Source organism: Enterobacter sp. MGH 4 (assembly GCF_000534735.1).
Lineage (GTDB): Bacteria > Pseudomonadota > Gammaproteobacteria > Enterobacterales > Enterobacteriaceae > Enterobacter > Enterobacter intestinihominis.
Genome location: NZ_KI973294.1, coordinates 398,528 through 422,479 on the forward strand (window position 1 = coordinate 398,528; position 23,952 = coordinate 422,479).

The 23,952-nt window shown below is 58.3% G+C and carries 22 protein-coding genes and 2 pseudogenes; 3 read left to right on the forward strand and 21 right to left on the reverse strand.

The annotated features are described in order from the left end of the window. The first annotated feature begins 70 nt into the window (after positions 1-70). Positions 71-964: a DNA-binding transcriptional regulator ArgP gene (argP, locus tag L350_RS06375; RefSeq protein WP_003860089.1), complete on the forward strand. Its 894-nt coding sequence runs from the start codon at positions 71-73 to the stop codon at positions 962-964. Positions 965-1,006: 42 nt separating this feature from the next. Here argP and L350_RS06370 read toward each other — a convergent pair whose 3' ends face one another. The 7 genes from L350_RS06370 to tkt all read right to left on the reverse strand — a co-directional run bounded on the left by L350_RS06370 (position 1,007) and on the right by tkt (position 9,396). Next, positions 1,007-1,729: an oxidative stress defense protein gene (locus tag L350_RS06370; RefSeq protein WP_022649323.1), complete on the reverse strand. Its 723-nt coding sequence runs from the start codon at positions 1,727-1,729 to the stop codon at positions 1,007-1,009. Positions 1,730-1,821: 92 nt separating this feature from the next. Continuing rightward, entirely contained in the window at positions 1,822-2,457 is a 636-nt protein-coding gene (gene argO / locus L350_RS06365; protein ID WP_003860085.1) for an arginine exporter ArgO, read from the reverse strand. A 143-nt stretch (positions 2,458-2,600) separates the two neighbouring features. Continuing rightward, entirely contained in the window at positions 2,601-3,455 is an 855-nt protein-coding gene (locus L350_RS06360) for a small-conductance mechanosensitive channel MscS (RefSeq protein WP_022649325.1), read from the reverse strand. Between the two features lie 188 nt (positions 3,456-3,643). Then, a complete protein-coding gene (gene fbaA, locus L350_RS06355; protein WP_017692704.1) occupies positions 3,644-4,723 on the reverse strand; it encodes a class II fructose-bisphosphate aldolase in 1,080 nt (359 codons plus the stop codon). A gap of 92 nt (positions 4,724-4,815) precedes the next feature. Further along, positions 4,816-5,979, reverse strand: a complete 1,164-nt coding sequence (pgk, locus tag L350_RS06350) for a phosphoglycerate kinase (protein WP_023298554.1) — start codon at positions 5,977-5,979, stop codon at positions 4,816-4,818. 49 nt (positions 5,980-6,028) lie between these two features. After that, positions 6,029-7,048, reverse strand: a complete 1,020-nt coding sequence (gene epd / locus L350_RS06345; RefSeq protein WP_032626131.1) for an erythrose-4-phosphate dehydrogenase — start codon at positions 7,046-7,048, stop codon at positions 6,029-6,031. A gap of 356 nt (positions 7,049-7,404) precedes the next feature. Continuing rightward, positions 7,405-9,396: a transketolase gene (tkt, locus tag L350_RS06340; protein ID WP_022649333.1), complete on the reverse strand. Its 1,992-nt coding sequence runs from the start codon at positions 9,394-9,396 to the stop codon at positions 7,405-7,407. 272 nt (positions 9,397-9,668) lie between these two features. Between tkt and L350_RS06335 the strand changes: the two genes are divergently transcribed. Then, entirely contained in the window at positions 9,669-10,427 is a 759-nt protein-coding gene (locus L350_RS06335) for a metalloprotease LoiP (RefSeq protein ID WP_003860073.1), read from the forward strand. 45 nt (positions 10,428-10,472) lie between these two features. Here L350_RS06335 and L350_RS06330 read toward each other — a convergent pair whose 3' ends face one another. From L350_RS06330 to L350_RS06265, 14 genes and pseudogenes are all read right to left on the reverse strand, one after another. Continuing rightward, positions 10,473-12,113, reverse strand: coding sequence for a thiamine pyrophosphate-binding protein (locus L350_RS06330; protein ID WP_032626134.1), 1,641 nt, complete (start codon positions 12,111-12,113; stop codon positions 10,473-10,475). Positions 12,114-12,126: 13 nt separating this feature from the next. Then, positions 12,127-13,596, reverse strand: coding sequence for an aldehyde dehydrogenase (locus tag L350_RS06325; protein ID WP_032626136.1), 1,470 nt, complete (start codon positions 13,594-13,596; stop codon positions 12,127-12,129). 9 nt (positions 13,597-13,605) lie between these two features. Beyond that, positions 13,606-14,376: an aspartate dehydrogenase gene (locus tag L350_RS06320; RefSeq protein ID WP_032626138.1), complete on the reverse strand. Its 771-nt coding sequence runs from the start codon at positions 14,374-14,376 to the stop codon at positions 13,606-13,608. A 9-nt stretch (positions 14,377-14,385) separates the two neighbouring features. Continuing rightward, complete coding sequence (locus L350_RS06315) at positions 14,386-15,180, reverse strand: SDR family oxidoreductase (RefSeq protein ID WP_032626140.1); 795 nt, start codon at positions 15,178-15,180, stop codon at positions 14,386-14,388. After that, positions 15,164-15,934 carry an alpha/beta fold hydrolase gene (locus L350_RS06310; protein ID WP_032626143.1) on the reverse strand — a complete coding sequence of 257 codons (771 nt, stop codon included), beginning with the start codon at positions 15,932-15,934 and terminating at the stop codon, positions 15,164-15,166. The genes L350_RS06315 and L350_RS06310 overlap by 17 nt, the downstream gene beginning before the upstream one ends. Before the next feature lie 9 nt (positions 15,935-15,943). Further along, positions 15,944-16,474 carry a cupin domain-containing protein gene (locus L350_RS06305; RefSeq protein WP_022649339.1) on the reverse strand — a complete coding sequence of 177 codons (531 nt, stop codon included), beginning with the start codon at positions 16,472-16,474 and terminating at the stop codon, positions 15,944-15,946. 10 nt (positions 16,475-16,484) lie between these two features. Then, complete coding sequence (locus L350_RS06300; protein WP_032626145.1) at positions 16,485-17,741, reverse strand: MFS transporter; 1,257 nt, start codon at positions 17,739-17,741, stop codon at positions 16,485-16,487. Between the two features lie 25 nt (positions 17,742-17,766). Then, positions 17,767-18,953 (reverse strand): annotated as a pseudogene (locus L350_RS06295) (NAD(P)/FAD-dependent oxidoreductase). Continuing rightward, complete coding sequence (locus L350_RS06290) at positions 18,950-19,876, reverse strand: VOC family protein (protein WP_032626148.1); 927 nt, start codon at positions 19,874-19,876, stop codon at positions 18,950-18,952. Before L350_RS06290 ends, L350_RS06295 begins: the two are co-directional and overlap by 4 nt. 78 nt (positions 19,877-19,954) lie before the next feature. After that, positions 19,955-20,743 (reverse strand): IclR family transcriptional regulator, encoded by a 789-nt coding sequence (locus tag L350_RS06285; RefSeq protein WP_003860053.1) that lies wholly within the window; start codon positions 20,741-20,743, stop codon positions 19,955-19,957. Positions 20,744-20,755: 12 nt separating this feature from the next. Then, positions 20,756-21,505, reverse strand: coding sequence for an SDR family oxidoreductase (locus L350_RS06280; protein ID WP_032626151.1), 750 nt, complete (start codon positions 21,503-21,505; stop codon positions 20,756-20,758). Continuing rightward, positions 21,505-22,527 carry an aromatic ring-hydroxylating oxygenase subunit alpha gene (locus L350_RS06275; protein WP_017692695.1) on the reverse strand — a complete coding sequence of 341 codons (1,023 nt, stop codon included), beginning with the start codon at positions 22,525-22,527 and terminating at the stop codon, positions 21,505-21,507. The genes L350_RS06280 and L350_RS06275 overlap by 1 nt, the downstream gene beginning before the upstream one ends. A 10-nt stretch (positions 22,528-22,537) precedes the next feature. Beyond that, positions 22,538-22,846: a recombinase-like helix-turn-helix domain-containing protein gene (locus L350_RS06270; RefSeq protein ID WP_032626155.1), complete on the reverse strand. Its 309-nt coding sequence runs from the start codon at positions 22,844-22,846 to the stop codon at positions 22,538-22,540. Next, positions 22,843-23,166 (reverse strand): Rieske (2Fe-2S) protein, encoded by a 324-nt coding sequence (locus L350_RS06265; protein WP_003860044.1) that lies wholly within the window; start codon positions 23,164-23,166, stop codon positions 22,843-22,845. Before L350_RS06265 ends, L350_RS06270 begins: the two co-directional genes overlap by 4 nt. A 415-nt stretch (positions 23,167-23,581) precedes the next feature. Here L350_RS06265 and L350_RS23500 point away from each other — a divergent pair. After that, a pseudogene (locus tag L350_RS23500) lies at positions 23,582-23,913 on the forward strand (MFS transporter); the annotation flags it as partial. Positions 23,914-23,952: the final 39 nt, after the last annotated feature.

Sequence of the window (23,952 nt, forward strand, 5' to 3'; positions counted from 1 at the left end):
TTTCGTCTGCCACGAAGGGAAAATTGTGTCATAGTGCAGATTAAGCAAAATTAAGGAGTCAGCCAGAGCAATGAAACGTCCGGACTACAGAACACTACAGGCACTTGATGCAGTTATTCGTGAACGCGGTTTTGAGCGCGCGGCGCAAAAGCTGTGTATCACCCAGTCCGCCGTATCACAGCGTATCAAACAACTTGAAAACATGTTCGGGCAGCCGCTGCTGGTGCGTACCGTACCGCCGCGTCCAACGGAGCAAGGACAAAAGCTCCTCGCCCTGCTACGTCAGGTTGAACTGCTGGAAGATGAGTGGCTGGGCGATGAACAGACCGGCTCCACGCCGCTGCTGCTGTCGCTGGCGGTGAACGCCGACAGTCTGGCAACCTGGCTGCTGCCGGCCCTTGCGCCGGTGCTGGCCGACTCCCCTATCCGCCTGAATCTCCAGGTTGAAGATGAAACCCGCACCCAGGAACGTCTGCGTCGCGGCGAAGTGGTTGGTGCCGTCAGTATTCAGCCTCAGGCGCTGCCAAGCTGTCTGGTGGATCAGTTGGGCGCGCTGGATTACCTCTTCGTCGGTTCAAAAGCCTTTGCCGAGCGCTATTTCCCGAACGGTGTGACCCGCGCCGCGCTGCTAAAAGCCCCTGCCGTCGCGTTCGACCATCTGGACGATATGCATCAGGCCTTCCTGCAGCAAAACTTCGATCTGCCGCCGGGCAGCGTGCCGTGTCATATCGTTAACTCGTCCGAAGCCTTCGTGCAGCTTGCACGTCAGGGAACCACCTGCTGCATGATCCCGCATCTGCAGATTGAGAAAGAGTTGAAAAGCGGTGAGCTGATTGATTTAACTCCGGGGCTGTATCAGCGCCGGATGTTGTACTGGCACCGTTTTGCGCCGGAAAGCCGCATGATGCGCAACGTCACCGACGCGCTGCTGGCGTTTGGGCATAAGGTGTTAAGACAGGATTGAAAAACAAGCCGGGTGGCGGCTTCGCCTTACCCGGCCTACGGGTTACTGAGCTGGCTTTTCAGTCGGCTCCAGCTGGAACACCACATCAACCTGATCGTCGAACTGAATGGTTGGCTGCTCGTAGGTTTCCTGAGCAGAAACCGGCGCGGCATCCGCTTTCATCATCCGCACCATCGGGCTTGGCTGGTAGTTTGAGACGTGGTAACGCACGCTGTAAACCGGACCGAGCTTGCTCTTGAAGCCGGATGCCAGCTGCTGCGCCTGATGAATGGCATCATCAATCGCCGCTTTACGCGCTTCGTCTTTATACTTCTCCGGTTGCGCAACGCCCAGCGAGACGGAACGAATTTCGTTCAGCCCAGCCTTCAGCGCACCATCCAGCAATCCGTTGAGCTTATCAAGCTGGCGCACGGTCACTTCTACAGTACGCACGGCGCGATAGCCTTTCAGGATGCTTTTGCCGTTCTGGTAATCGTAATCCGGTTGAGTACGCAGGTTCGCAGAGCTGATGTCTTTTTTCGCGACACCGTTCTGTTCCAGGAAAGAGAGGTATTGCGCAACACGATCGTCTGCCTGTTTCTTGGCGGAAGCAGCATCTTTCGCCGCCACGTTCACTTCAATTGCCAGGGTTGCAACATCCGGTACCGCATCCACGCTTGCCGTACCTGAAGTGACAATGTGCGGGCCATTTGGCAGTTCATTCGCCTGCACCGACACCGCACCTAAACTTACTAATGCCGCCAGGGCCATCACCTTAAACTTCACTGTCATTCCTCCATGTTGCGAAGAGTGCCCTGTTAACAGGGCTCATGCCAGCAAGCTTAGCGGGTCTTGTTCATATGTCCATAAGACAACGCTTAGTTGAACAATCCCTGTACGTGATGAATGCCCTCTTTCGCCAGCTGGAAGGCAATAAACCACATCACCAGCCCCACCAGGGTATTGATAATGCGCTGCGCTTTGGCGGTACGCAGTCGTGGCGCCAGCCATGCCGCCAGGATCGCAAGACCAAAGAACCAGAGGAAGGAGGCGCTGACCGTACCGAGCGCAAACCAGCGTTTGGGCTCAACGTCCAGCTGTCCACCCAGGCTGCCGAGCACCACGAACGTATCAAGATAAACGTGCGGGTTAAGCCATGTCACGGCGAGCATGGTGACGATAATCTTCCAGCGCCCTTGCTTCATCACTTCGGCGCTCGCCAGCTCAAGATTGCTGCTCATGGCCGTTTTCAGGGCGCCAAACCCGTACCACAGCAAAAACGCTACGCCGCCCCAGGTAACCAGCGCCAGCAGCCACGGCGACTGCATCAACAGGGCGCTGCCGCCAAAAATTCCGGCGCAAATCAGCAGCAGATCGCTCACCGCGCACAGCAAGGCAATCATCAGATGGTACTGACGGCGAATGCCCTGATTCATCACGAACGCATTTTGTGGACCAAGGGGAAGGATCATGGCCGCACCTAACGCAAGCCCTTGAAAATAGTAAGATAACATAACGTAATTCTCGCAGAGTTGTCCTGGGGCAGACTATACTGCGGGAACGACATTAGAGGAAATGGATAATATTAATTGGGGATTAGCGAGGCTAATAAAAGAAAAGCCCGGTGTCGCTGATGCTTACCGGGCCTACGGAGACGTTACTCTGCTTCTTTGACTTTTTTGACGTTTACATCCATCTGCGGGTACGGGAAGCTGATGCCGTTGGCATCGAAGTCACGCTTAATGCGCTCCAGCACATCCCAGTAAACGTTTTGCAGATCGCTGCTTTTGCTCCAGATGCGCACCACAAAATTAATGGATGATGCGCCCAGTTCATTCAGACGAACGGTCTGCTCGCGGTCCTTCAGAATACGGTCATCTGAAGCAATGATGTTGGTAATCAGAGACTTCACCTGATCGATATCGGAATCGTACGCCACGCTGATGATCAGCTCGTTACGACGCACCGGCTCGCGGGAGAAGTTAATGATATTGCCGGCAATGATTTTCCCGTTCGGTACCACCACAATACGACCGTCGACAGTACGCAGAGTGGTAGAGAAAATCTGTACCTGCAACACGGTACCCGCGATCCCGCCTAAATCCACGTATTCACCGGAACGGAACGGACGGAAGGTTACCAGCAGTACGCCCGCCGCCAGGTTCGACAGCGAACCCTGTAATGCCAGACCAATGGCCAGACCGGCAGCACCGAGCACAGCGATGACGGATGCCGTCTGCACGCCGACACGCCCCAGCGCCGCAATCAGCGTAAAGGCGATGATGCCGTAACGCACCAGCGCGGAGAGGAAATCGGCGACCGTGGCGTCAATGTGTCGTGCAACCATCACCCGGTTGACCGCGTTCGATACGATACGCGCCACGATCATCCCGACAATGATGATGGCAATAGCGGCAACAATATTCACAGCGTAGCTCAGCAGTAGCGCCTGGTTGCGCACCAGCCAGTTACCCGCGTGATTGATGCTGTCTACAACATCAAGTTGTTCCATTTATTCTTCCTTTTGCTAAACCAAAACACAAAATCTATCCCTTAAGGGGACAGGCAGGTCAGTAAAGGGTAAACAAAAAGAGCGGGTAATGCCAAACAGATCACAAAATCAGGTATTGCAGGATATTGAAAAAGCATAAAAAAAGGCCCGCATTTGCGGGCCTTCTGATGTGCTGTCAGCAGTTCAAATTACAGAACGTCAACCGCGTTCAGTTCTTTGAAAGCCTGCTCCAGACGAGTAATCATAGAAGTCTGGGCAGCGCGCAGCCATACGCGTGGATCGTAGTATTTCTTGTTCGGCTGGTCTTCGCCTTTCGGGTTGCCCAGCTGACCTTGCAGGTAAGCTTCGTTGGTTTTGTAGTATTGCAGGATACCGTCCCAGGTTGCCCACTGGGTGTCGGTATCGATGTTCATTTTCACTACGCCGTAGCTTACGGAATCTTTGATTTCCTGAGCAGAAGAACCGGAACCGCCGTGGAAGACGAAGTTCAGGCTGTTGTGCGGCAGGTTGTGTTTCTTAGACACATATTCCTGAGAATCACGCAGGATGGTCGGGGTCAGAACCACGTTACCTGGCTTGTACACGCCGTGCACGTTACCGAAGGATGCTGCGATGGTGAAGCGTGGGCTGATTTTGCTCAGCTCGGTGTAAGCGTAATCAACGTCTTCTGGCTGAGTGTACAGAGCAGAAGCGTCCATGTGGCTGTTGTCCACACCGTCTTCTTCACCGCCGGTGCAACCCAGTTCGATTTCCAGGGTCATGCCCATTTTGGACATACGCGCCAGGTACTTAGAGCAGATCTCGATGTTTTCTTCCAGAGACTCTTCGGACAGGTCGATCATGTGAGAAGAGAACAGTGGCTTACCGGTTGCTGCGAAGTGTTTTTCACCTGCGTCCAGCAGACCGTCGATCCATGGCAGCAGTTTTTTCGCGCAGTGGTCAGTGTGCAGGATAACCGGAACACCGTAGTGCTCAGCCATCTGGTGAACATGATGTGCGCCAGAGATAGCACCCAGGATAGCAGCGCCCTGAGGAACGTCAGTTTTCACGCCTTTACCTGCGATGAACGCAGCGCCGCCGTTAGAGAACTGAACGATAACCGGTGCTTTAACTTTTGCAGCGGTTTCCAGTACGGCATTGATGGAGTCGGTACCTACGCAGTTAACTGCTGGCAGAGCGAAGTTGTTTTCTTTAGCTACCTGGAACACTTTCTGTACGTCATCACCAGTGATAACGCCAGGTTTTACGAAATCAAAAATTTTAGACATATTGCTTAGTCCTGTATCTTCGGCCGTTAGAAAAGGTGCGAGCTCTGATAAGCGCGCTGAAAATTGGGCAGGTTTCCCTGCCCCTGAATGGCTTACTTCTTAGCGCGCTCTTCGAGCATTGCTACTGCTGGCAGGACTTTGCCTTCCACGAATTCGAGGAATGCGCCGCCACCAGTGGAGATGTAGGAGATCTTGTCAGCGATACCGAACAGGTCGATAGCTGCCAGGGTGTCACCACCGCCTGCGATAGAGAACGCTTCGCTGTCTGCGATAGCGTTAGCCACGATTTCAGTCCCTTTGCGGAAGTTCGGGAATTCGAACACGCCGACAGGACCGTTCCACAGGATAGTTTTTGCGTTTTTCAGGATTTCAGCCAGTTTCTGTGCAGAAACGTCGCCCAGGTCCAGAATCTGCTCTTCATCTTTGATGTCATTAACAGATTTAAGGGTTGCGGTAGCAGTTTCGGAGAACTCGGTCGCCACGCGAACGTCAGTTGGAACCGGGATATCACAGGTGCTCAGCAGACGTTTGGCTTCGTCAACCAGATCCGCTTCGTAAAGGGATTTACCCACGTTGTGGCCTTGCGCAGCAACGAAGGTGTTCGCGATACCACCGCCAACGATCAGCTGGTCAGCAATTTTGGACAGAGAATCCAGAACGGTCAGTTTGGTAGAAACTTTAGAACCACCAACGATAGCGACCATCGGACGAGCAGGTTCTTTCAGTGCTTTACCCAGCGCTTCCAGTTCGTCAGCCAGCAGTGGACCTGCACAGGCGACGTCTGCGAATTTACCGATACCGTGGGTAGAAGCCTGCGCACGGTGAGCCGTACCGAATGCATCCATCACGAATACGTCGCACAGCGCAGCGTATTTTTTGGACAGGGTTTCGTCGTCTTTCTTTTCGCCTTTGTTGAAGCGAACGTTTTCCAGAACAACCAGCTCACCTTCAGCAACTTCTACGCCGTCCAGGTAATCTTTCACCAGGCGAACCGGGTTGGACAGTTTGTCTTTCAGGTAATTAACAACCGGCAGCAGAGAGAACTCTTCGTTGTACTCGCCTTCAGTTGGACGGCCCAGGTGGGAGGTGACCATCACTTTAGCGCCCTGCTTCAGAGCCAGTTCAATGGTTGGCAGAGATGCACGGATACGCGCGTCGCTGGTCACTTTGCCATCTTTAACCGGTACGTTCAGATCGGCACGGATGAAAACGCGTTTACCTGCCAGATCCAGATCGGTCATCTTAATTACAGACATGGTGAATCCTCTCGTTGATTCTTAAAGTTTTGCAAGCGCAAGGTGCGCTCTACCTGAAACCTTTTGCGGCCATGGCTAACGTGGTGTCGAGCATTCGGTTAGCAAAGCCCCATTCGTTATCACACCAGACCAGCGTCTTGATGAGGTGCGCACCACTGACTCGCGTCTGCGTGCCATCCACGATGGCGCTGTGCGGGTCGTGGTTAAAATCTACTGAGACCAACGGTAATTCCGTATAGTCAACTATACCATGAAATGCTCCCTGTGCCGCTTTTTGCAGCAACAGGTTGACTTCACAGGCTTTTACCGGTTTTTTCACCGTCACGCTAAGATCGATTGCGGTGACGTTTATCGTCGGGACGCGCACGGCAATCGCTTCGAAATGGTCGTTAAACTGCGGGAAAATACGCGTGATCCCGGCAGCCAGTTTCGTATCCACCGGAATGATGGACTGGCTCGCCGCGCGAGTGCGTCGTAAATCCGGATGGTAGGCGTCGATAACCTGCTGATCGTGCATGGCGGAGTGAATCGTGGTCACGGTACCGGATTCAATGCCATACGCATCGTCTAACAGTTTAATGACCGGAATAATGCAGTTGGTGGTACAGGAGGCGTTGGAGACAATGCGGTGTTCAGCCTGCAGCTCGTGCTGGTTGACACCAAACACGACGGTGGCGTCGAGGTCGTGACTGCCGGGATGGGAGAACAGCACTTTTTTCGCGCCAGCATTCAGATGCGCTTCGCCATGTTCACGGTTACCGTACACGCCGGTACAGTCCAGCACCACATCCACACCCAGTTCGCGCCAGGGCAGCTCTTCAATACTGTTCTCATGCAGCACGCGGATGGCATCGTCACCGACGAACAGCTGTTCCCTTTCCTGGCGAACGTCCCAGGCAAAGCGACCGTGGCTGGTGTCATATTTCAACAAATGCGCCATGCCCGCAGCATCCGCCAGTTCATTGATTGCCACCACGGTGATTTCCGCACGACGCCCGGATTCATATAAAGCACGAACCACGTTGCGCCCGATGCGACCGAAGCCATTAATCGCTACGCGTACGGTCATAGATCTCCTGCAAAGCTATCCCTGAGTTTGAGGTGGCTGAAAGAGTAATCCAGCGACGCCCGAAGGGGAATCCTTGCTGTCACAAACTGCGATTGATTGGTCAATTGTCGAACATTTAATCGACTGAAACGCTTCAGCAAGAATAAGCGAATCGGGGAATAAAAGGAATCTCTGTCCAGATGAATAAGCGAGCTATATGACTTGCATCACATTTTCGGTGGAATAATTTACAGAGCAGTTACATGTCTGAGGAATCGTGCATACAAAAAAGCCGGGTGGCGCTAACGCTTACCCGGCCTACATTTTATGCCATTTGTAGGCCCGGTAAGCGTTAGCGCCACCGGGCAAAACGGCAATTACAGCAGTTCTTTCGCCTTAGCGACAACGTTCTCAACGGTGAAGCCGAACTCTTCGAACAGCAGCTCTGCCGGAGCAGATTCACCGAAGGTGGTCATACCGACGATAGCGCCGTTCAGACCCACGTATTTGAACCAGTAATCAGCGATACCCGCTTCCACTGCCACGCGAGCGGAGACCGCTTTAGGCAGTACAGATTCGCGGTACGCGGCATCCTGCTTGTCGAACGCATCGGTAGACGGCATGGAAACCACGCGCGCTTTCACGCCTTCAGCAGTCAGTTTTTCCCATGCAGCAACGGCCAGTTCAACTTCTGAACCGGTCGCGATGAAGATCAGCTCAGGCTGGCCCGCGCAATCTTTCAGCACGTAACCACCGCGCGCGATGTTCGCCAGCTGCTCTGGGGTACGCTCCTGCTGCGCCAGGTTCTGACGGGAGAGGATCAACGCGGTCGGGCCGTCCTGACGCTCAACGCCGTATTTCCACGCCACCGCAGATTCAACCTGGTCACATGGACGCCATGTGCTCATGTTCGGGGTCACGCGCAGGGAAGCCACCTGCTCTACCGGCTGGTGAGTTGGACCATCTTCGCCCAGACCGATGGAGTCGTGGGTGTAGACCATCACCTGACGCTGTTTCATCAGCGCAGCCATACGCACGGCGTTACGTGCATATTCTACGAACATCAGGAAGGTAGAGGTGTACGGCAGGAAACCACCGTGCAGAGCGATACCGTTGGCAATCGCGGTCATACCGAATTCACGTACACCGTAATGGATATAGTTACCGGCAGTGTCTTCGTTGATTGGCTTAGATCCGGACCACAGGGTCAGGTTTGATGGCGCCAGGTCAGCGGAGCCGCCGAGGAATTCTGGAAGCAAAGGACCAAACGCTTCGATCGCATTCTGAGACGCTTTACGGCTGGCGATTTTAGACGGGTTCGCCTGCAACTTCGCGATGAACTCGTTCGCTTTCGCGTCGAAGTCAGACGGCATGTCGCCTTTCATACGACGGGTGAATTCAGCCGCTTCCTGTGGGAAGGCTTTCGCGTAAGCTGCGAACTTCTCGTTCCAGGCTGCTTCTTTCGCCTGGCCCACTTCTTTCGCATCCCACTGCGCGTAGATTTCAGATGGGATTTCGAAGGCAGGGTGTTTCCAGCCAAGCGCTTCACGGGTCAGTGCGATTTCCGCGTCGCCCAGTGGTGCGCCGTGGGAGTCGTGAGTGCCCGCTTTGTTCGGAGAACCGAAGCCGATGATGGTTTTGCACATCAGCAGGGACGGTTTGTCGGTCACGGCGCGCGCTTCTTCTACGGCACGTTTAATCGAGTCAGCATCGTGGCCATCAACGCCGCGCACAACGTGCCAGCCGTAGGCTTCGAAACGTGCGGCGGTGTCGTCAGTGAACCAGCCTTCAACGTGACCGTCGATGGAGATGCCGTTGTCGTCGTAGAACGCAACCAGTTTACCCAGCTTCAGGGTGCCTGCCAGGGAGCACACTTCGTGAGAAATGCCTTCCATCATGCAGCCGTCGCCAAGGAACGCATAGGTGAAGTGGTCAACGATGTCGTGGCCAGGACGGTTGAACTGTGCCGCCAGGGTCTTCTCAGCAATCGCCATACCCACGGCATTCGCAATGCCCTGACCCAGCGGACCGGTAGTGGTTTCAACGCCAGCGGTGTAGCCCACTTCCGGGTGACCTGGAGTTTTGGAGTGCAGCTGACGGAAGTTTTTCAGCTCTTCGATTGGCAGATCGTAGCCAGTGAGGTGCAGCAGGCTGTAGATCAGCATAGAGCCATGGCCGTTAGACAGCACGAAACGGTCGCGGTCTGCCCATGCCGGGTTCTGCGGGTTGTGGTTAAGGAAATCACGCCACAGGACTTCGGCGATGTCAGCCATGCCCATAGGGGCGCCCGGGTGGCCGGATTTGGCTTTCTGTACTGCGTCCATGCTCAGCGCACGAATAGCATTAGCAAGCTCTTTACGTGAGGACATTTTAACTCCAGATCGGACTGTTAAAGGCCATGCCCTTGACGACAGCGCGTTTTGGGCTACGCCGGAAAAAAGTGCCAACAATGTAACCCAAGCCGCAGGGCATGTACATGGACCATTCTTTTGCAGCTTAAGAAATCTCTGGATCATGCTCGCATGTTGCGCAATCTACTCGCCCGCCCCTGTAGATATTCCTTATACTTAGCCCGACACCGGCTTCGTTGACGGTGCATTTTTCGGAATTAATTCAGATTAACGAGTACGGAAGCAACATCATGAAAATGCGTGCAATTGGGCTGGCTGTGGGAACAACGCTCCTGCTAAGCGGCTGTCAGAATATGGATTCTAACGGCCTGATGACCTCAGGCGCAGAAGCTTTTCAGGCCTACTCATTGAGCGATGCGCAGGTGAAAGCGCTGAGCGACGAGGCCTGTAAGGATATGGATGGAAAAGCTACGCTTGCCCCGGCAAACAGCACCTACACGCAGCGTCTGAACAAGATTGCTTCCGCGCTGGGCGACAACATTAACGGTCAGCCGGTGAACTACAAGGTGTATATGGCGAAAGACGTCAACGCCTTCGCGATGGCTAACGGCTGTATCCGCGTTTACAGCGGCCTGATGGACATGATGACCGACAACGAAGTGGAAGCGGTGATCGGCCATGAAATGGGTCACGTTGCTCTCGGTCACGTGAAGAAAGGGATGCAGGTTGCGCTGGGCACCAATGCCGTGCGTGCTGCCGCGGCCTCTGCGGGCGGCATTGTCGGCAGCCTGTCCCAGTCGCAGCTGGGCGACGTGGGTGAGAAACTGGTTAACTCCCAGTTCTCCCAGCGTCAGGAGTCGGAAGCGGATGACTACTCTTACGATCTGTTGCGCAAACGCGGCATCAATCCATCGGGTTTAGCCACCAGCTTCGAAAAACTGGCGAAACTGGAGGAAGGCCGTCAAAGCTCCATGTTTGACGATCACCCGGCCTCCGTTGAACGCGCGCAGCATATCCGTGACCGCATGGCGGCAGACGGAATTAAATAAAACTTCGGCCCGGTGCGCGCCGCGCTACCGGGCAACAAGGCTCAATCAGTACAGCGTTTTCTGTGGCGGCCCGGCAAACTTAAGGGCGCCAATCTGCCCCATCCGCACTTCCACCACCGACGGCCCCGGCATCGCCAGCGCTTCCGTCATCACCGCATCAAAATCCTCGGCCCGCTCAACGCTCCAGGCCTGTAGGCCAATCGCCTGCGCCAGCAGGGTAAAATCCGGTGTATGCAGCGCGTTATAATACTGACGCCCGCCAAAATATTTATCCTGAATACCGCGCATTACGCCGTAGCCCCCGTCGTTCATGATGAGCAGCGTCACGTTGGCTTTCTCCTGCGCCAGCGTCGCCAGCTCGCCTAAATTGAGGCTCAGGCCGCCGTCGCCCACCAGTCCCACCACCTTACGCTGCGGGTTGGCAATCGCGGTGCCGATGGCCATCGGCAGTCCCATACCAATCGCCCCGGCGAGAGAGTGAATGTTCAGCAGCGGGCCGTTAGCCCTGAACAGGCGGCTACCCCACAGGCTGCCGGACACGGTGATATCGCGCACCAGCAGGCCGTCTTTCGGCAAGGCTTTTTCTATGGCGTCGTTAAGCTTCGCATAGGCGCCGCACTGCTCACGCAGCCCCTGCTCAGCTTGCCCGACAGCCTGCTGCACCTGCATATCCCACTGCGCGTTGCCCCACTCGCGGCCCTGCACTTTTTTAGCCAGCGCGCCAAGCAGCGCTGAACAATCGGCTATCAACGTGCTATCCATCAGGTAGTTACGGCTGGCTGCCGCCGGGTCGATATCAATCTGCACGCGCGGGGACGGCAGCTCAAGCGTCCAGGAGCGGGTTTCATTGCTGCGCAGACGTGAACCGGCGACCAGCGTAAAATCACACTGCGCAATGAGCGCCTCCACCGACGGCGAGTTGTGGAACGCCCGCAGGCTGGCGCGGTGGTCGTCCGGCAGCACGCCGCGCGCGTGGGTGCTGGAAATCACGGTGATGCCCGCATCCGCCAGTTTTTTCACCGCCTCAGCGCTTCCCAGTGCCCCGCCGCCCAGCCACAGCAGCGGCTGTTTCGCCTGTTTGAGCTGCGCCCACAGCGCGTCAACCATCCCGGTATCCACGGCTGGAACCGATGCCGGTTTTACCGGGGCGGTTACCAGCGACAGCGGAATTTTGGCGCCCTGAATATCAATCGGGATTTCCACCGAGACCGGTCCGCACGGTGGGGTCTGCGCCTCCTGGATGGCTTTATGCAGAATGGCTATCGCCTGATTCGCATTGCTGATACGGTACGCCCGTTTTGAGCTGGCCTTCAGGAAGGTCAGCTGATCGCGGGTTTCATGGATAAACCCGGTGTCGGCGTCCAGCCAGGCTTTCTCTACCTGCCCGGTTAAATGCAGCAGCGGCGTGCAGGCATTCATCGCTTCCACCAGCGCGCCTACCGCGTTCCCGGCCCCCGCGCCGGTGCTGGTCAGCGCCACGCCGAGGCCGGAAAAGCGCCCGTGAGCATCGGCCATGGTGACGGAACCGGCTTCACCGCGCGCGGGTACAAAGCGGATATTGCCCCGCTGCCCAACCGCATCCGCTATCGGCAGGTTGTGAATGGAGATGACGCCGTAGATGGCCTCAACCTGATACTGCTCCAGCGTTCTGGCGATGGCGTCGCCGACGGTTATCATTTCGCTCATTGCTCACCCTTTCTCAGTCGCACCAGTGGTTGACGCTGTTACCCGTCGCCAGATAAATGCTCTTTTGTTGCATCCAGGCTTTCAGCCCCTGGATACCCTTCTCGCGGCCCAGACCGCTCTCTTTAAAGCCCCCGAACGGGGTCGAAATCGCAAAAACTTTGTAGGTGTTGATCCACACCGTGCCTGTCTCCAGCTGCTCGCTGAGACGCAGGGCGCGCCCGGTATCGCGCGTCCAGATCCCCGCCGCCAGGCCGTAAACCGAGTCGTTCGCCTCGCGAATAAGCGCCGCTTCATCGCCAAACGGCATCGCCACCAGCACCGGGCCGAAGATCTCTTCCTGACATGCGCGGGCGCTGTTGTGTAGCCCTTCGATAATGGTTGGCTGGAAGAAGCTGCCGTTTGCCAGAGCGGGATCGGCGGGGATCTCGCCGCCGCACAGCACGCGGCCCCCTTCCCGCTTCGCAAGTTCGACGTACTCGATCACGCTCTGGCGATGTTTCTCGCCGATCAGCGGTCCTACATGCACGCCGTCGGTAAACGGATGCCCGACGCGCAGCCCGCGAGTTAATTCCAGCAGCCTCGCCATCAGCGGGGCGTAAATACTCTCGTGGATAAACAGCCGCGATCCGGCGATGCACGCCTGCCCCGCCGAGCTGAAAATGCCGTAGCAGATCCCACGCACCGCCTGTTCGATATCGGCATCCTCCAGCACGATAGTCGGCGATTTGCCGCCCAGCTCCAGCGAGGCCGGGATCAGTTTTTCCGCCGCCACGTGCGCCAGATGACGGCCCGTAGTGGTTCCGCCGGTAAAGGAAATTTTGCGCACGCGAGGATGACGCGCCAGCGCATCACCAATCACCGAGCCTTTGCCCGGCAGCACGCTCAGCAGCCCGGCGGGCAGCCCGGCCTGTTCAAAAATCCGCGCCAACTCCAGCGCCATCAGCGGCGTGGCTTCGGCGGGCTTGAGGATCACCGCGTTCCCGGCGGCAATCGCCGGTGCGACCTTCTGCATTTCGCTGGCAATCGGCGAGTTCCACGGCGTGATGGCCGCTACCACGCCAAGGGGCTCGTAGCGGCTCAGCGTCAGCAGATCCGGCTGGCGCGGTGTCGGAAGTTCCCCTTCCAGCAGCTCGCAGGCGGCGGCAAAGTAGCGCGCCGTTCCCGCCGCGCTCATCACCAGCCCGCACGCTTCCGCCAGCGGCTTGCCGTTATCCCGGCTCTGCATCTGCGCCAGTTCATCCACACGGGATTCAATAAGATCCGCCACCTTGTGCAGGATCTTCGCCCGCACGTGCGGAAGGCTGTTACGCCAGGCGGGATCGCGCCAGGCGCGCTCTCCGGCGTCTACCGCCTCCTCCAGGTCATCCAGACTGGCGGCGTTCAGCGTCGCATTGATCGACCCGTCTGCCGGGAAGTGGCTCTGCATCGGGTTACCTCCGCCGTGTCGCCACTGGCCGCCGATAAAAATCTTCAGATCGTCCATCGTCACTCCTCAGCTCAGGGCCAGCTCGCGGCAGGCGCGCACCGCGCTCAGTGCCGCCAGGGTGGAGGTTTTAGGGTTAGACGCCAGCGGCAGCCCGCTCAGCTCCAGATGGAATTCGCCAAACAGCCCTTCGACGTGCAGCGTGTGGGTGTTACGTTTCGTTGCCGGGTCAACCATCAGCTGCACGCGGGTGTCATCCATCCCGACGCCGCCGAGTGCCACGGTCGCCGCCACGTTGGCGTTCGCCGGGAACAGCCGCGCCGCCTCGCGGGCGCTGCCTTCAAAAAAGACCTCTGCCTCTGACACCGCATTCAGATCGATAAGCTGCTCGGCATAGCTGCCGCGCCAGCTGGCCGGGCTTTTGCGCGACTGATAGGTGACGCGCTCAAGCCCACCCTCTTTCGCTGCCGCCAGCCCGTCGATACCGGCCACTGCACCGGAAAGCAGAGTCAGTTTTCCGCCCGCGGCGAGCAGACGCTGCTCCAGCGCGCTGTCCGCCAGCGCGCCGGTGGAAATGACGGCCAGATGCCAGCCGCGACGCAGGATCTCTTCCCCGTACTGGGCCACCGCCTGCTGGCTGGCGCATTCCAGCACCAGATCCGGCGTTTGCGCGCACGCCATCGGCGACGTCAGCGCCTCGACCGCATCGCCAAACTGGTCGTGAATGGCGGCATGGTGAGATGCGCGCGCCACGATCCAGCCGATAGCCACACCGGCGGGCAGGCGCTCAATCACCGCCTGCGCCATGGCACCAAAACCAATCAACATTACCTTTTTCATGATGCGTCCTTACAGATGGCGACAGAAGCCGCCGGAAACGTCCAGCGCGGCGCCGGTGGTAAACGAGGCCAGCGGCGAGGCGAGGAACAGCAGCGCCTGCGCGGGCTCCTGCGGCCTGCCGAGGCGCGCCATTGGAATGCCGCGCTTGCGCGCGATATCCGCCGTCCACTCCGGCCAGCTCTGGCTTTTGTCCGCCCGGTTTTCAAAGCGGCGCTGCCACTGGCCGGACTCCACCATGCCGAGCAAAATGGAATTGACGCGAATGCCTTTACCCACCAGCTCTTTCGAGAGCGTCAGCGTCATGTTCAGCAGCGCGGCACGAGCGGCAGAGGTGGCGATCATGTGCTCCTCCGGCTGTAGCGCCAGCAGGGAGTTGACGCAGGTAACAGAGGCAATGTCTGACTGCTCCAGCAGCGGCTGAAACGCCTGCACCGGATTGATGACGCCAAACAGCTTCAGCTCTGCCTCGTGCAGCCACGCCTCGCGCGGGGTGTCATGGAAGTGCGCCACGTAGCCCTGCCCGGCGTTGTTGATCAGCAGATCAGCCGCGCCAAAGCGCGCCTGCACCGCATCCGCAAAGGCCTGAACCTCGTCGGCGTTCAGCACGTCGCAGCGGTAAGAAAAAATCTCCCCGTGGGGGAATTCGTTTTGCAGCGTCGCATGGGCGCTGGCGAGCCGATCCGGGTCACGGCCGCAGAAGGCGACTTTCGCCCCTTCACCCAGCAGCAGGCGCAGCGTTACAAAGCCAATGCCAGAAGAACCGCCGGTGACTACCGCTACGCGCCCGTCAATTTGTGCATTCATCGCGCACCTCTTCGTTAATGCGTAAAAGCTGTTGGTTGAAAAACACGTCGTTATCGAGATAGCTGGCGTGCCCGGCCTGCGGAATGGCGGTAAACGGCATGCCGTAGCGCAGCGCCAGCCCCTGCACCAGTTCGGGCTGCGTTATCGCGTCCTGCTCGCCGCACCAGACTTCAAACGTGCCGGAGTATCGTTTAAGCCAGCCGTGAATGTCGTCATGCGCCAGCATCCACGCGGCGGCAAGGTAGCCTTCCGGGCGCAGCGTGCGCATGCCCGCCGCGACGGTGGCGATATCTTCCGCGCGCGCGCCGGGGCGCAGCAGCTTCGCGGCACGGGTCTGGGCGAGGATTTCGCCGCCCAACGCCATCTGCTGCTCGCGGTTGCGCCAGACCTGCTCCCGCTGCTCCGGCGCGGCATTGCCGTAGCCCTGCGCAGCGTCGGCCAGTACAAGATGAATGACACGATCCGGGAACTTCGCCGCAAAGGCACTTGCGACCAGTGCCCCCAGGGAATGGCCAACCAGCACTGCCTGCCAGACACCGGCGCGATCCAGCATCGCCGCCAGCGCGTCGGCGTAATCCCCCGCGTTTGCCCGCGCGACGGCCAGCATCGGGCTTTCGCCATAACCGGGCATGTCCCACGCCAGCACGCGAAAACCGTTCAGCGCCATCTGCTTGTGCCAGGACGCAGCGCCAGAGCTGATCCCGTGTAGCAGCATCAGCGGAATGCCGCTTCCCTGTTCACGAAAACCCGTCATGGCGCCCCCTTAGTTCCGCTTCACTTTCGAGAGCGGATGGTCGGACGGATAGGTCGGGATTTCCGGCTTGTTGGTTCCCAGCATGACGCACATCAGCGCCTCTTCTTCCCCGTGGTTAAACAGGCCGCGATAGATGCCCGGCGGGACGGAGATCAGGTCACGCTCGCGCAGCACGGTTTCGGTGTAGTTGTCGCCGTCCTGGATCATCAGCGTGATCTGCCCCTTGAGCATGAAGAACACCTCTTCCACGTCGTCGTGCAGGTGCAGCGGCCCTTCGCACTTCGACGGCAGTACCATGGTGGAGAAGGTAAAATGGTCCGCCTGCACGGTATTGGTGTCGTTCGCCACGCCGGTTGCGCCGGTGCCGATGTAGCGCATCTGCGCCCGGCGGTATTTCGGGTCAAAATCGGCCTGGAACTTCAGCGCGTTCCAGTCGTATTTACGGCCTTCGAAGCGCGCGATGCGCGACTCGACCCACTCTTCCATCGTCAGATGGTCAGGTTTGATGCCCGTTTTGTGGGTTACGGTTGAATCAGTCATGACACTCTCCTCAGTAACGTCTCAGCAGCGGCAGTAACAGGACGCAGCCCACCGCCGCCATCACCGCCAGAAAAATCAGCCCGGAATCCATGCTGTGGGTGAAGGCGATAAGCGCGCCCATCACCGCCGGCGACAGCGCGCCTGCAAAGTTTCCCAGCCCGTTGAAAATGCCGCCCGCCGTGGCGCTCACCCGGGGATGGGTGGCCTTCGCCAGCAGGGCGAAAATGTTGGGCGCGCCGGTGCCCCACATAAAGGTGCTGAAGCTCATCGCCGCGATGACGGCGAGCGGGGTATCGAGGTGCATCACCGCCGCCAGCCCCACCGCCGCCCCCGCCATCGAGATAAAGCAGGCCGCCGCGCGCTTATCGACCCTGTCCGAGAGCCACGCGCCAATCACTTCCCCCGCCAGCATGGCGATGAACGGCATCGACGACAGCCAGCCTGCATGCTCAAGGTGAATGCCTTTGCCTTTGATCAGGTAGCCCGGCAGCCAGCCGTTGATGCCCCACAGGTAGGTCAGGAACGCGATGTTAAAGATGCAGATGATCCAGAAATGCGGGCTGACGAACAGCTCGCGCCGCGCGGCACGCCGCTCGTCCTGTGACGCCTGCGAAGTGCCGGGTTTAGCCTCCAGACGGATCCCGCGCAGGCCGATGCGTACAAAGATAAGCACCGGCACGGTAAGCATGGCCATGACAAAGAAGGTGCTCTGCCAGCCGAAGGTGTTCAGCAGCCAGAGGGAGAGCGGGAAGCCAATTGCCGCCCCTACCGGTGTGCCCAGCAGCCACAGCATGGTGGCGCGCGCCTGCAGATGCTGCGGGAAGTTGTGGCGCACGATGGCGAAAGCCAGCGGGAACAGCGGCCCTTCCGCCACGCCCAGCAGGATGCGCAGGACGATCATCAGCGTGTAGTTATGGGTAAAGCCCATCGCCACCATCAGCACGCACCACACAGCCATCATCCCGGCGAGCAGGCGCAGCGGCGCGATTTTGTCGCCTAAACCGCTCAAAAATACCGACGAAAAGCCGTAGCTCAGCAGGAAGGCGCTCATCAATATGCCGAGGCGCGTGGTGTCGAAATCAATGCCCATCGCCTGCTGGAAATGGGTATCCGAAAAGAGCGCCGCGATGCTGATTTTGTCGAAAAACGCCAGCAGCACGCAGGCCAGCAGCGACAGCGGGATGGCCCAGCGCACCGCTTTTTCGGGCGTGCGGGTCCCCTCACCGCTCGCCTCAACCGGCGCGGTGTTCGTCTCTAGTGTGGTCATCTCTCCCCCTACGGGTGCGGGTTAGCTATCGCAGTGACATCAGTGAAAATGTCGGGTCGGCAAGCGGTACGTTCGACAGATCCCGCCCCGCCGCCATCCAGCGCTTCGCCAGCTTGACGGTGCGCGCATCGTTGAACGCCACCAGCTGCGTCAGCCGCCCGTTTTCATCCAGCGAGAAGAACAGCGCATCTTCACGCACTATCTTTTACTCTCCGGCTGCGGAATACCGAGGATCTGAATATTGTGCTGATATTGATCCGACCACAGCCACGGCGCGTCGTCATAACCTGGCGCATCGGGGTTGAGCATCGCTTTCGCCGTCGCCACCGCCTGATTCTGGGCGAAGGCCCAGGACTGGATGCACAAGCCGTAGTGATGGTGCTGGGCGACATCTCCTGCGGCAAAGATGAATGGATCCGAGGTGCGTCCATGGGCATCCACCACGATCCCGCGCCCGGTTTTCAGCCCCGCATCAAGCGCCAGCTCCAGATTGAGATCGACGCCGATCCCGACCACGACCGTATCAAAGGTTTCACGGTTGCCGTCGCAGTGGATGACCGGCAGGCCATTATCGTCCTCCAGCTCCAGCGCGCCGCAGCCGGTACGGATCTCCACCCCCTGCTCGCGGTGGATGGCCTCCAGGCGCTGGGACACCTCGCTGCTCACCGAGCGCATGCACACCGCAGGCTGCTGCTCGAACAGGGTGACCGCCACGCCGCTTTTCCGCGCGGAAGCGGCAATCTCAAGGCCAATCCAGCCGCCGCCGATAATCGCCAGTTTGTGACTTTCCGACAGGCGACTTTTCAGGCGCTGCGCGTCCTGCCAGTGGCGCAGGGTGTAGACCTGCGGATGGCTGGCCCACGCCTGCGAAGGCAGGCGCGCCCGACCGCCGGTAGCGATTAAAAGGATGTTGTAACTAAGACATTCGCCGTTGCTTAAACGCACGATTTTCTCTTCACGATCGACTGATTCAGCACGCAGCGGGCGGTACCAGATCAGGTTCAGCGCCTGCTGCGCTTCTTCGCTAAACAGCCGCGGAAGCGCGGAGTCCGGCTCCAGCAGAGACGCTTTTGACAGCGGCGGCCGCTCGTAGAAATCCCATTCCTCTTCCGCCACCACGCAAATCTCGCCGTCGAAGCCCTCGTCACGCAGGGTTTTCGCCGCCCAGCCGCCCGCCTGGCCGCCGCCGATAATGACAATGCGCGATGTCATACCGCCTCCGGCTTTTTCTGCTGACGGCGCGTGTCGTGGTCAATCCCGCCCTCCACCGCCCATTCGGTAAAGGAGACCAGGGAGTGCTCCAGCTCACGCGGCTGCCAGTTTTCGGTCAGGTAGTCGTCGTTGGTGTAATACTCAAACGCGCCGCCGGTCGGGCTGTTGACGTACCAGAAGTACGCCGACGACACCGGATGACGGCCCGGCCCGATAAAGGTGCTCCAGTCATGTTTATTCATCGCGATACCGCCGCCGATCACCTCGTGGATGTCGCGCACGGCGAAGGCCACGTGGTTAAGGCCGCGCTTGCGGTTCGGCAGTTGCAGCAGGAACAGGTTGTGATGGCCGCCACGCGCCCCGCAGCGCAGGAACACGGCGCGGTTGATATAGCGATCCGAGACCTGGAAGCCGAGCACCTCGCGGTAGAATTTCTCCACTGCCGCCAGCTCTTCCACGAAGAACACCACATGCCCCACGTTGATCGGCTGGGCGCGATCGTAAACCGGGCTGGGCGTGTCGATACGGCGGGCGTCGCCCCACTGGTTTATTGGCTCGACGTTAAGCTCCACGTCGGTCTGCTGGGTCACCTGCACGCGCAGCGTCATGCCGTTCGGATCCAGGCATTCCAGCGCGTCGCCCACTTCACGAAAACCTGGCTGTTGCGCCAGCTTCGGGCGCAGCGCATCCAGCTCAGACTGGCTGGCAACCGCCCAGGTCATGCGGCGCAGAGTGTTGCCCGCTTCAAACGCGGGCGGCAGGTCGGGGCTGTCGATCGGGTTAAGCTCCACGCGCGCGCCGCTCAGGGTGGTGAAACGCTGGCCGCTGGCATCGCCCGTCAGGCCAAAATCACGCATAAATTTGGCGCAGTGCGTCAGGTCTTCCACACCAAATTCCAGCTTTTCAATTCCGGTTATACTCATCGTTCGTTGCCTCATCTGGCCCAGATTGGGCGTAAAACATGCCCGACGCAGTCAAGCGCCTGACGTTAACTCACTGATTTAACTGGCCTGTGACAGATACCCTAAGAAGCCAGAAATTTTATCCGCCGCAAGGCGAACCTCGTTTTGCAGGCGCTCGCGGTCGCTCTGTGGGATCTCCTCCGACGGCACCAGAATGCTGACCACCGCCGCCACGCGGCCGCTTCGGTCATACACCGGGTAGACGATGGAAGAGATGCCGTGGCGGAAGAAGGATTCGCCGATGACATACCCGCGGGCTTTGTCCTGCTGCACCATCTGCCACAGGGCTTCACGGTCGTGAAGCTGCCCCGGCGTGTTGCCCGGCAGGCGCTCATGCGGGAACAGCTGTTCGAAATCAGCGCGGGAAATATCGGTCAACAGCATGCGGCCCAGCGAGGTGCAGTGCACCGGCAGACGGGTACCAATGCTGACCTGGTTGATACGCGACCCGGCGGCGCTGACGCGGGCGATATAGATAATGTCGCGCCCGTCGCGGATCGCCAGATGGCTGCTGCACTGGCTCACGTCGCGCAATTGCTCGATCACCGGCTGGCCGACCTGCGCCACGTCCAGCGAGGCGATGTACTCAAAGCCAAGACGCAGCACGTTCATGCCCAGCGAAAAGGTATTGGTGCGCGTGTTGCGCTCCAGAAATCCCATGTACTCCAGCGTCTGTACCACGCGATAGGCGGTGGCCTTCGGCATATCCACCAGCCGATGCAGTTCGGCAAAGGTCAGATCGCGATGCTGCTCGCCAAAGGCCAACAGCAGCTGTAAACCGCGCTCCAGCCCCGGCACCAGATACTTCACTTCCTGATCGTTTGCCATCATCGCCCTACCTTAGTTAAAGACAAAACCGCCGTTGACCGGGATCAGCTGTCCGGTGATGAACCGCGACAGATCGCTTAACAGCCAGACCACGCTGCCGGTGACGTCTTCCGGCTGCTGCGCGCCCGTTAACGCACGGCCGTTTTCGTAGAGCTGATGCCGTTCGGCGGGGACATATTCCGTCGCCTCGACGCGGGTTAGCCCCGGCGCGATGGCGTTAATGCGTATACGCTTTTCACCCAGTTCGCGCGCCATTGAGCGGGTCATGGCAATCACCGCGCCCTTGCTGGCGACGTAGGCCATCAGGCGCGGCGCGCCCCACAGCGCGGTGTCGGACGCGACGTTCACGATGCCCGCCCCCTCGCGCAGCAGCGGTACGGCGGCGCGCGTTACCAGCCAGGTGCCTTTGACGTTGACGCTCATCACCCGATCCCAGAGATCCGGATCGTAATCGAGCATATTTTTGCCGCCGACGCCCGTCGCCATCGCCGCGTTGTTCACTAGGCCGTCAATCAGCCCTGCTTCGCCAATCGCGCTGAACACCTGCTCAATGGACTGCGGATCGGCCAGATCGATAACGTGCGATTCGATCGCATAGCCTTGCTCACACAGCCGGTGGGCGCTCTCGGCCAGCTCGCCTTTGAGGATGTCGCACATCACCACCGCCGCGCCCTGCTCCGCGCAGGTTTTGGCAAAGTGAAAGCCCAGCCCGCGCGCGGCGCCGGTTATGACGATGCGCTTACCGCTCATCAGCCCGTTCATCAGGCGGCCCCCTGCTGTGCTTCACGCATCGCCAGCTGCTCTTTGGCGGCCTTTTGCATCATGCGACGCAGGCGCGAGAGGCCAACGTCGTGCTGATACAGGTATTCATGATCGCGGGCGTTTGGCGCCAGGCTCTCCAGCACCACGCGGTCCTGCTCCAGCACTTCCCAGTGCAGTTTTTCCAGCCGGTTGCGGTACATGAAGCGCCACATATCGCGCTGCCAGCCCTGCACGCGGCGGATGCGCCAGAAGAAGACGCGGCAGTTGTCGTTATCTTCCGGCACCACCATGCCGACGATAAAGAAGTGGCCGCCCGGCCCGAAACGCTTCTTGTACGGAATGGAGAGACGCATCCAGCAGGTGCCGCTGTTGCCCAGCTCCACCCAGTCGAAGTTGACGCCGCTCTGTCCTTTCTTCTCAAAGATAAAGCCGGTTTTGGTCGGCTGGAGCACCATGTCGGCCTTGCGATCCCCTTCCGCCATTGAGTGCGAGGAGGAGTGCAGATAGGTGCCGTGCATCGGGTCCATCACGTTTTCCAGCGCGTACTGGTAATTGCATTTCCACGCGGCGGTGCAGAGGAAGTTGCTGAAGTTTTCCGTGTCGGCGAGTTCATCCGGGAAGGTCAGTTCGTCCGGCTGCTGATCCGCGGTGACGCCAAACCAGAGGAAGATGGCGCCGTGCGCCTCCTGCACGTTATAGCTGCGCACGCACTGCTGGCCGACCAGCGGACATTTATCCACAGCGGGCACGTCTTTCACCTCGCCGTTGCCCGCCACCTCTACGCCGTGATACCAGCAGGCGATGCGGTCGCCGAGGTTCCAGCCCATCGACAGGCGCGCGCCGCGGTGCGGACAGCGGTCCTCCAGCGCCTGCACCTGGCCGTCTTTGTTGCGCCAGACCACAATCTGCTCGCCCAGGCGGGTGATGCCCACCGGCGCAGACTGCACTTCCCAGCTCGCCAGCACCGGATACCAGAGGCCGCGCAGGCCTTTATCCAGATAGTGTTGTACGGTCGTCGTCATCGCGTTGCCCTCAGTAGCCGTTAACCTGTAAGAATGCCTGGAAGCTGGCGTCGCTCCACGGCTCACCCTGCTGGTCGTGCATGCGCACCGCGTTCAGCCCGTTTACCAGCTCCGGCAGGGTTTCAACGCCCTGCTCGAAGAGATCTTCCAGCGTCGCAATCAGCTTCACCTCCCAGCTTTCCGGCTCGCGGCTGCGGGTCTGCCAGATCAAGTTCTGGTACTCGCCCGGCTTGTGAATGGCGCCATTACCGCCCTCTGCCGGCGGGGTAAACTGGCGGCTTTCCGGCAGCGCCGGGTTGTAGTTCAGCGTGTCGCTCATGCCACGGTCTCCTCAACAAAGGTAATCTGAATCTGGTTTTCAAAGACCCGAACCGGGTAACGGTTGAGGTTGCGTCCTCCGGGGCCGTGCAGACACTGGCCGGTTTTGACGTCGAACACCGCCTCATGCAGCGGGCATTCCACCTTGCCGTCTTCTACGAAGCCCTGACTCAGCAGGGCATAGGCGTGGGGGCATACGTCTTCCAGCGCGTAATATTCACCGTCGATCAGGTAAACGCCGATCTCTTTCCCGTCGACGTTGCCACTAAAAGGGAAATCTTCCTGTACTTGTTCTGCGTCACATACGCCTATCCAGCTCATCACGATCCTCCAGGCTTTTGTTTCATATATGAAACTCTGTTTCTTATTTAATACGGTCAATATAAAAGCGATGAATGTTTCGTCAAGCGACAATGTGACGAATTTGTTAATCGATCGGCAATTAATTAACTAAGTGTGCAAGGGATCACGAAAAAATGCAGCGATATGAAATTTTCATTATTACAGCGTGAGAAATACGTTTTTTTAATGGTCTCTTATTTTGAATAAAAGATATTGACTTCCTTTCTTTTTACTCTTTAAAAATAAATTAACGTCACCTCTTTCGCGTTTCACCGGTGAAACTGATTTTTAATTTATCTTTAATAAACAATGAGTTTCACAGGTGAACCATTTTAGCTCCGTGACAATCACATTGATGAAAAATATAAGTTACAAAAAACGTAAGGCGGACATGATGACGGCAAGATGGCAAAGCACGATTGCGCTTTTATTACTCATTATTATTTCGTACGTCGATCGGATAATTATCTCGGTAATGATTTTAAACCCGGAATTTGCCGAACATTTTCAGTTAAATGAAAAAAGAATGTTACAGGGCCTACTCATGACTGTTTTCTTCTGGGTTATGGTTTTTCCGCTCTATTATTAACGTCGGTTATTGAAAGCAAACTTCATTATCGGCAGGGATTATTAAGCAGCATTGCGCTTTGGGCCGCGGTCTGCGCGGTTTCGCCTTTGTTAGGCTCGCTGACGGGAATGGTCATCGCCCGCGAAATAACCGGGGTTTGTCCACACCTTCACGCTGGCCTGGGGAATGTTGCTGCT

Excerpts from the sequence above, each read along its gene's own strand:
- L350_RS06310 (WP_032626143.1), bottom strand. The coding sequence starts at position 15,934 with ATGACGGGTTTTCGTGAACAGGGAAGCGGCATTCCGCTGATGCTGCTA.
- epd (WP_032626131.1), bottom strand. The coding sequence starts at position 7,048 with ATGACCGTACGCGTAGCGATTAATGGCTTCGGTCGCATCGGGCGCAAC.
- L350_RS06335 (WP_003860073.1), top strand. The coding sequence starts at position 9,669 with ATGAAAATGCGTGCAATTGGGCTGGCTGTGGGAACAACGCTCCTGCTA.
- L350_RS06270 (WP_032626155.1), bottom strand. The coding sequence starts at position 22,846 with ATGAGCGACACGCTGAACTACAACCCGGCGCTGCCGGAAAGCCGCCAG.
- L350_RS06290 (WP_032626148.1), bottom strand. The coding sequence starts at position 19,876 with ATGAGTATAACCGGAATTGAAAAGCTGGAATTTGGTGTGGAAGACCTG.
- L350_RS06305 (WP_022649339.1), bottom strand. The coding sequence starts at position 16,474 with ATGACTGATTCAACCGTAACCCACAAAACGGGCATCAAACCTGACCAT.
- argO (WP_003860085.1), bottom strand. The coding sequence starts at position 2,457 with ATGTTATCTTACTATTTTCAAGGGCTTGCGTTAGGTGCGGCCATGATC.
- fbaA (WP_017692704.1), bottom strand. The coding sequence starts at position 4,723 with ATGTCTAAAATTTTTGATTTCGTAAAACCTGGCGTTATCACTGGTGAT.
- L350_RS06320 (WP_032626138.1), bottom strand. The coding sequence starts at position 14,376 with ATGAAAAAGGTAATGTTGATTGGTTTTGGTGCCATGGCGCAGGCGGTG.
- L350_RS06300 (WP_032626145.1), bottom strand. The coding sequence starts at position 17,741 with ATGACCACACTAGAGACGAACACCGCGCCGGTTGAGGCGAGCGGTGAG.
- argP (WP_003860089.1), top strand. The coding sequence starts at position 71 with ATGAAACGTCCGGACTACAGAACACTACAGGCACTTGATGCAGTTATT.
- L350_RS06330 (WP_032626134.1), bottom strand. The coding sequence starts at position 12,113 with ATGAGCGAAATGATAACCGTCGGCGACGCCATCGCCAGAACGCTGGAG.
- pgk (WP_023298554.1), bottom strand. The coding sequence starts at position 5,979 with ATGTCTGTAATTAAGATGACCGATCTGGATCTGGCAGGTAAACGCGTT.
- L350_RS06315 (WP_032626140.1), bottom strand. The coding sequence starts at position 15,180 with ATGAATGCACAAATTGACGGGCGCGTAGCGGTAGTCACCGGCGGTTCT.
- L350_RS06285 (WP_003860053.1), bottom strand. The coding sequence starts at position 20,743 with ATGGCAAACGATCAGGAAGTGAAGTATCTGGTGCCGGGGCTGGAGCGC.
- L350_RS06275 (WP_017692695.1), bottom strand. The coding sequence starts at position 22,527 with ATGACGACGACCGTACAACACTATCTGGATAAAGGCCTGCGCGGCCTC.
- L350_RS06265 (WP_003860044.1), bottom strand. The coding sequence starts at position 23,166 with ATGAGCTGGATAGGCGTATGTGACGCAGAACAAGTACAGGAAGATTTC.
- L350_RS06280 (WP_032626151.1), bottom strand. The coding sequence starts at position 21,505 with ATGAACGGGCTGATGAGCGGTAAGCGCATCGTCATAACCGGCGCCGCG.
- tkt (WP_022649333.1), bottom strand. The coding sequence starts at position 9,396 with ATGTCCTCACGTAAAGAGCTTGCTAATGCTATTCGTGCGCTGAGCATG.
- L350_RS06325 (WP_032626136.1), bottom strand. The coding sequence starts at position 13,596 with ATGGACGATCTGAAGATTTTTATCGGCGGCCAGTGGCGACACGGCGGA.
- L350_RS06360 (WP_022649325.1), bottom strand. The coding sequence starts at position 3,455 with ATGGAACAACTTGATGTTGTAGACAGCATCAATCACGCGGGTAACTGG.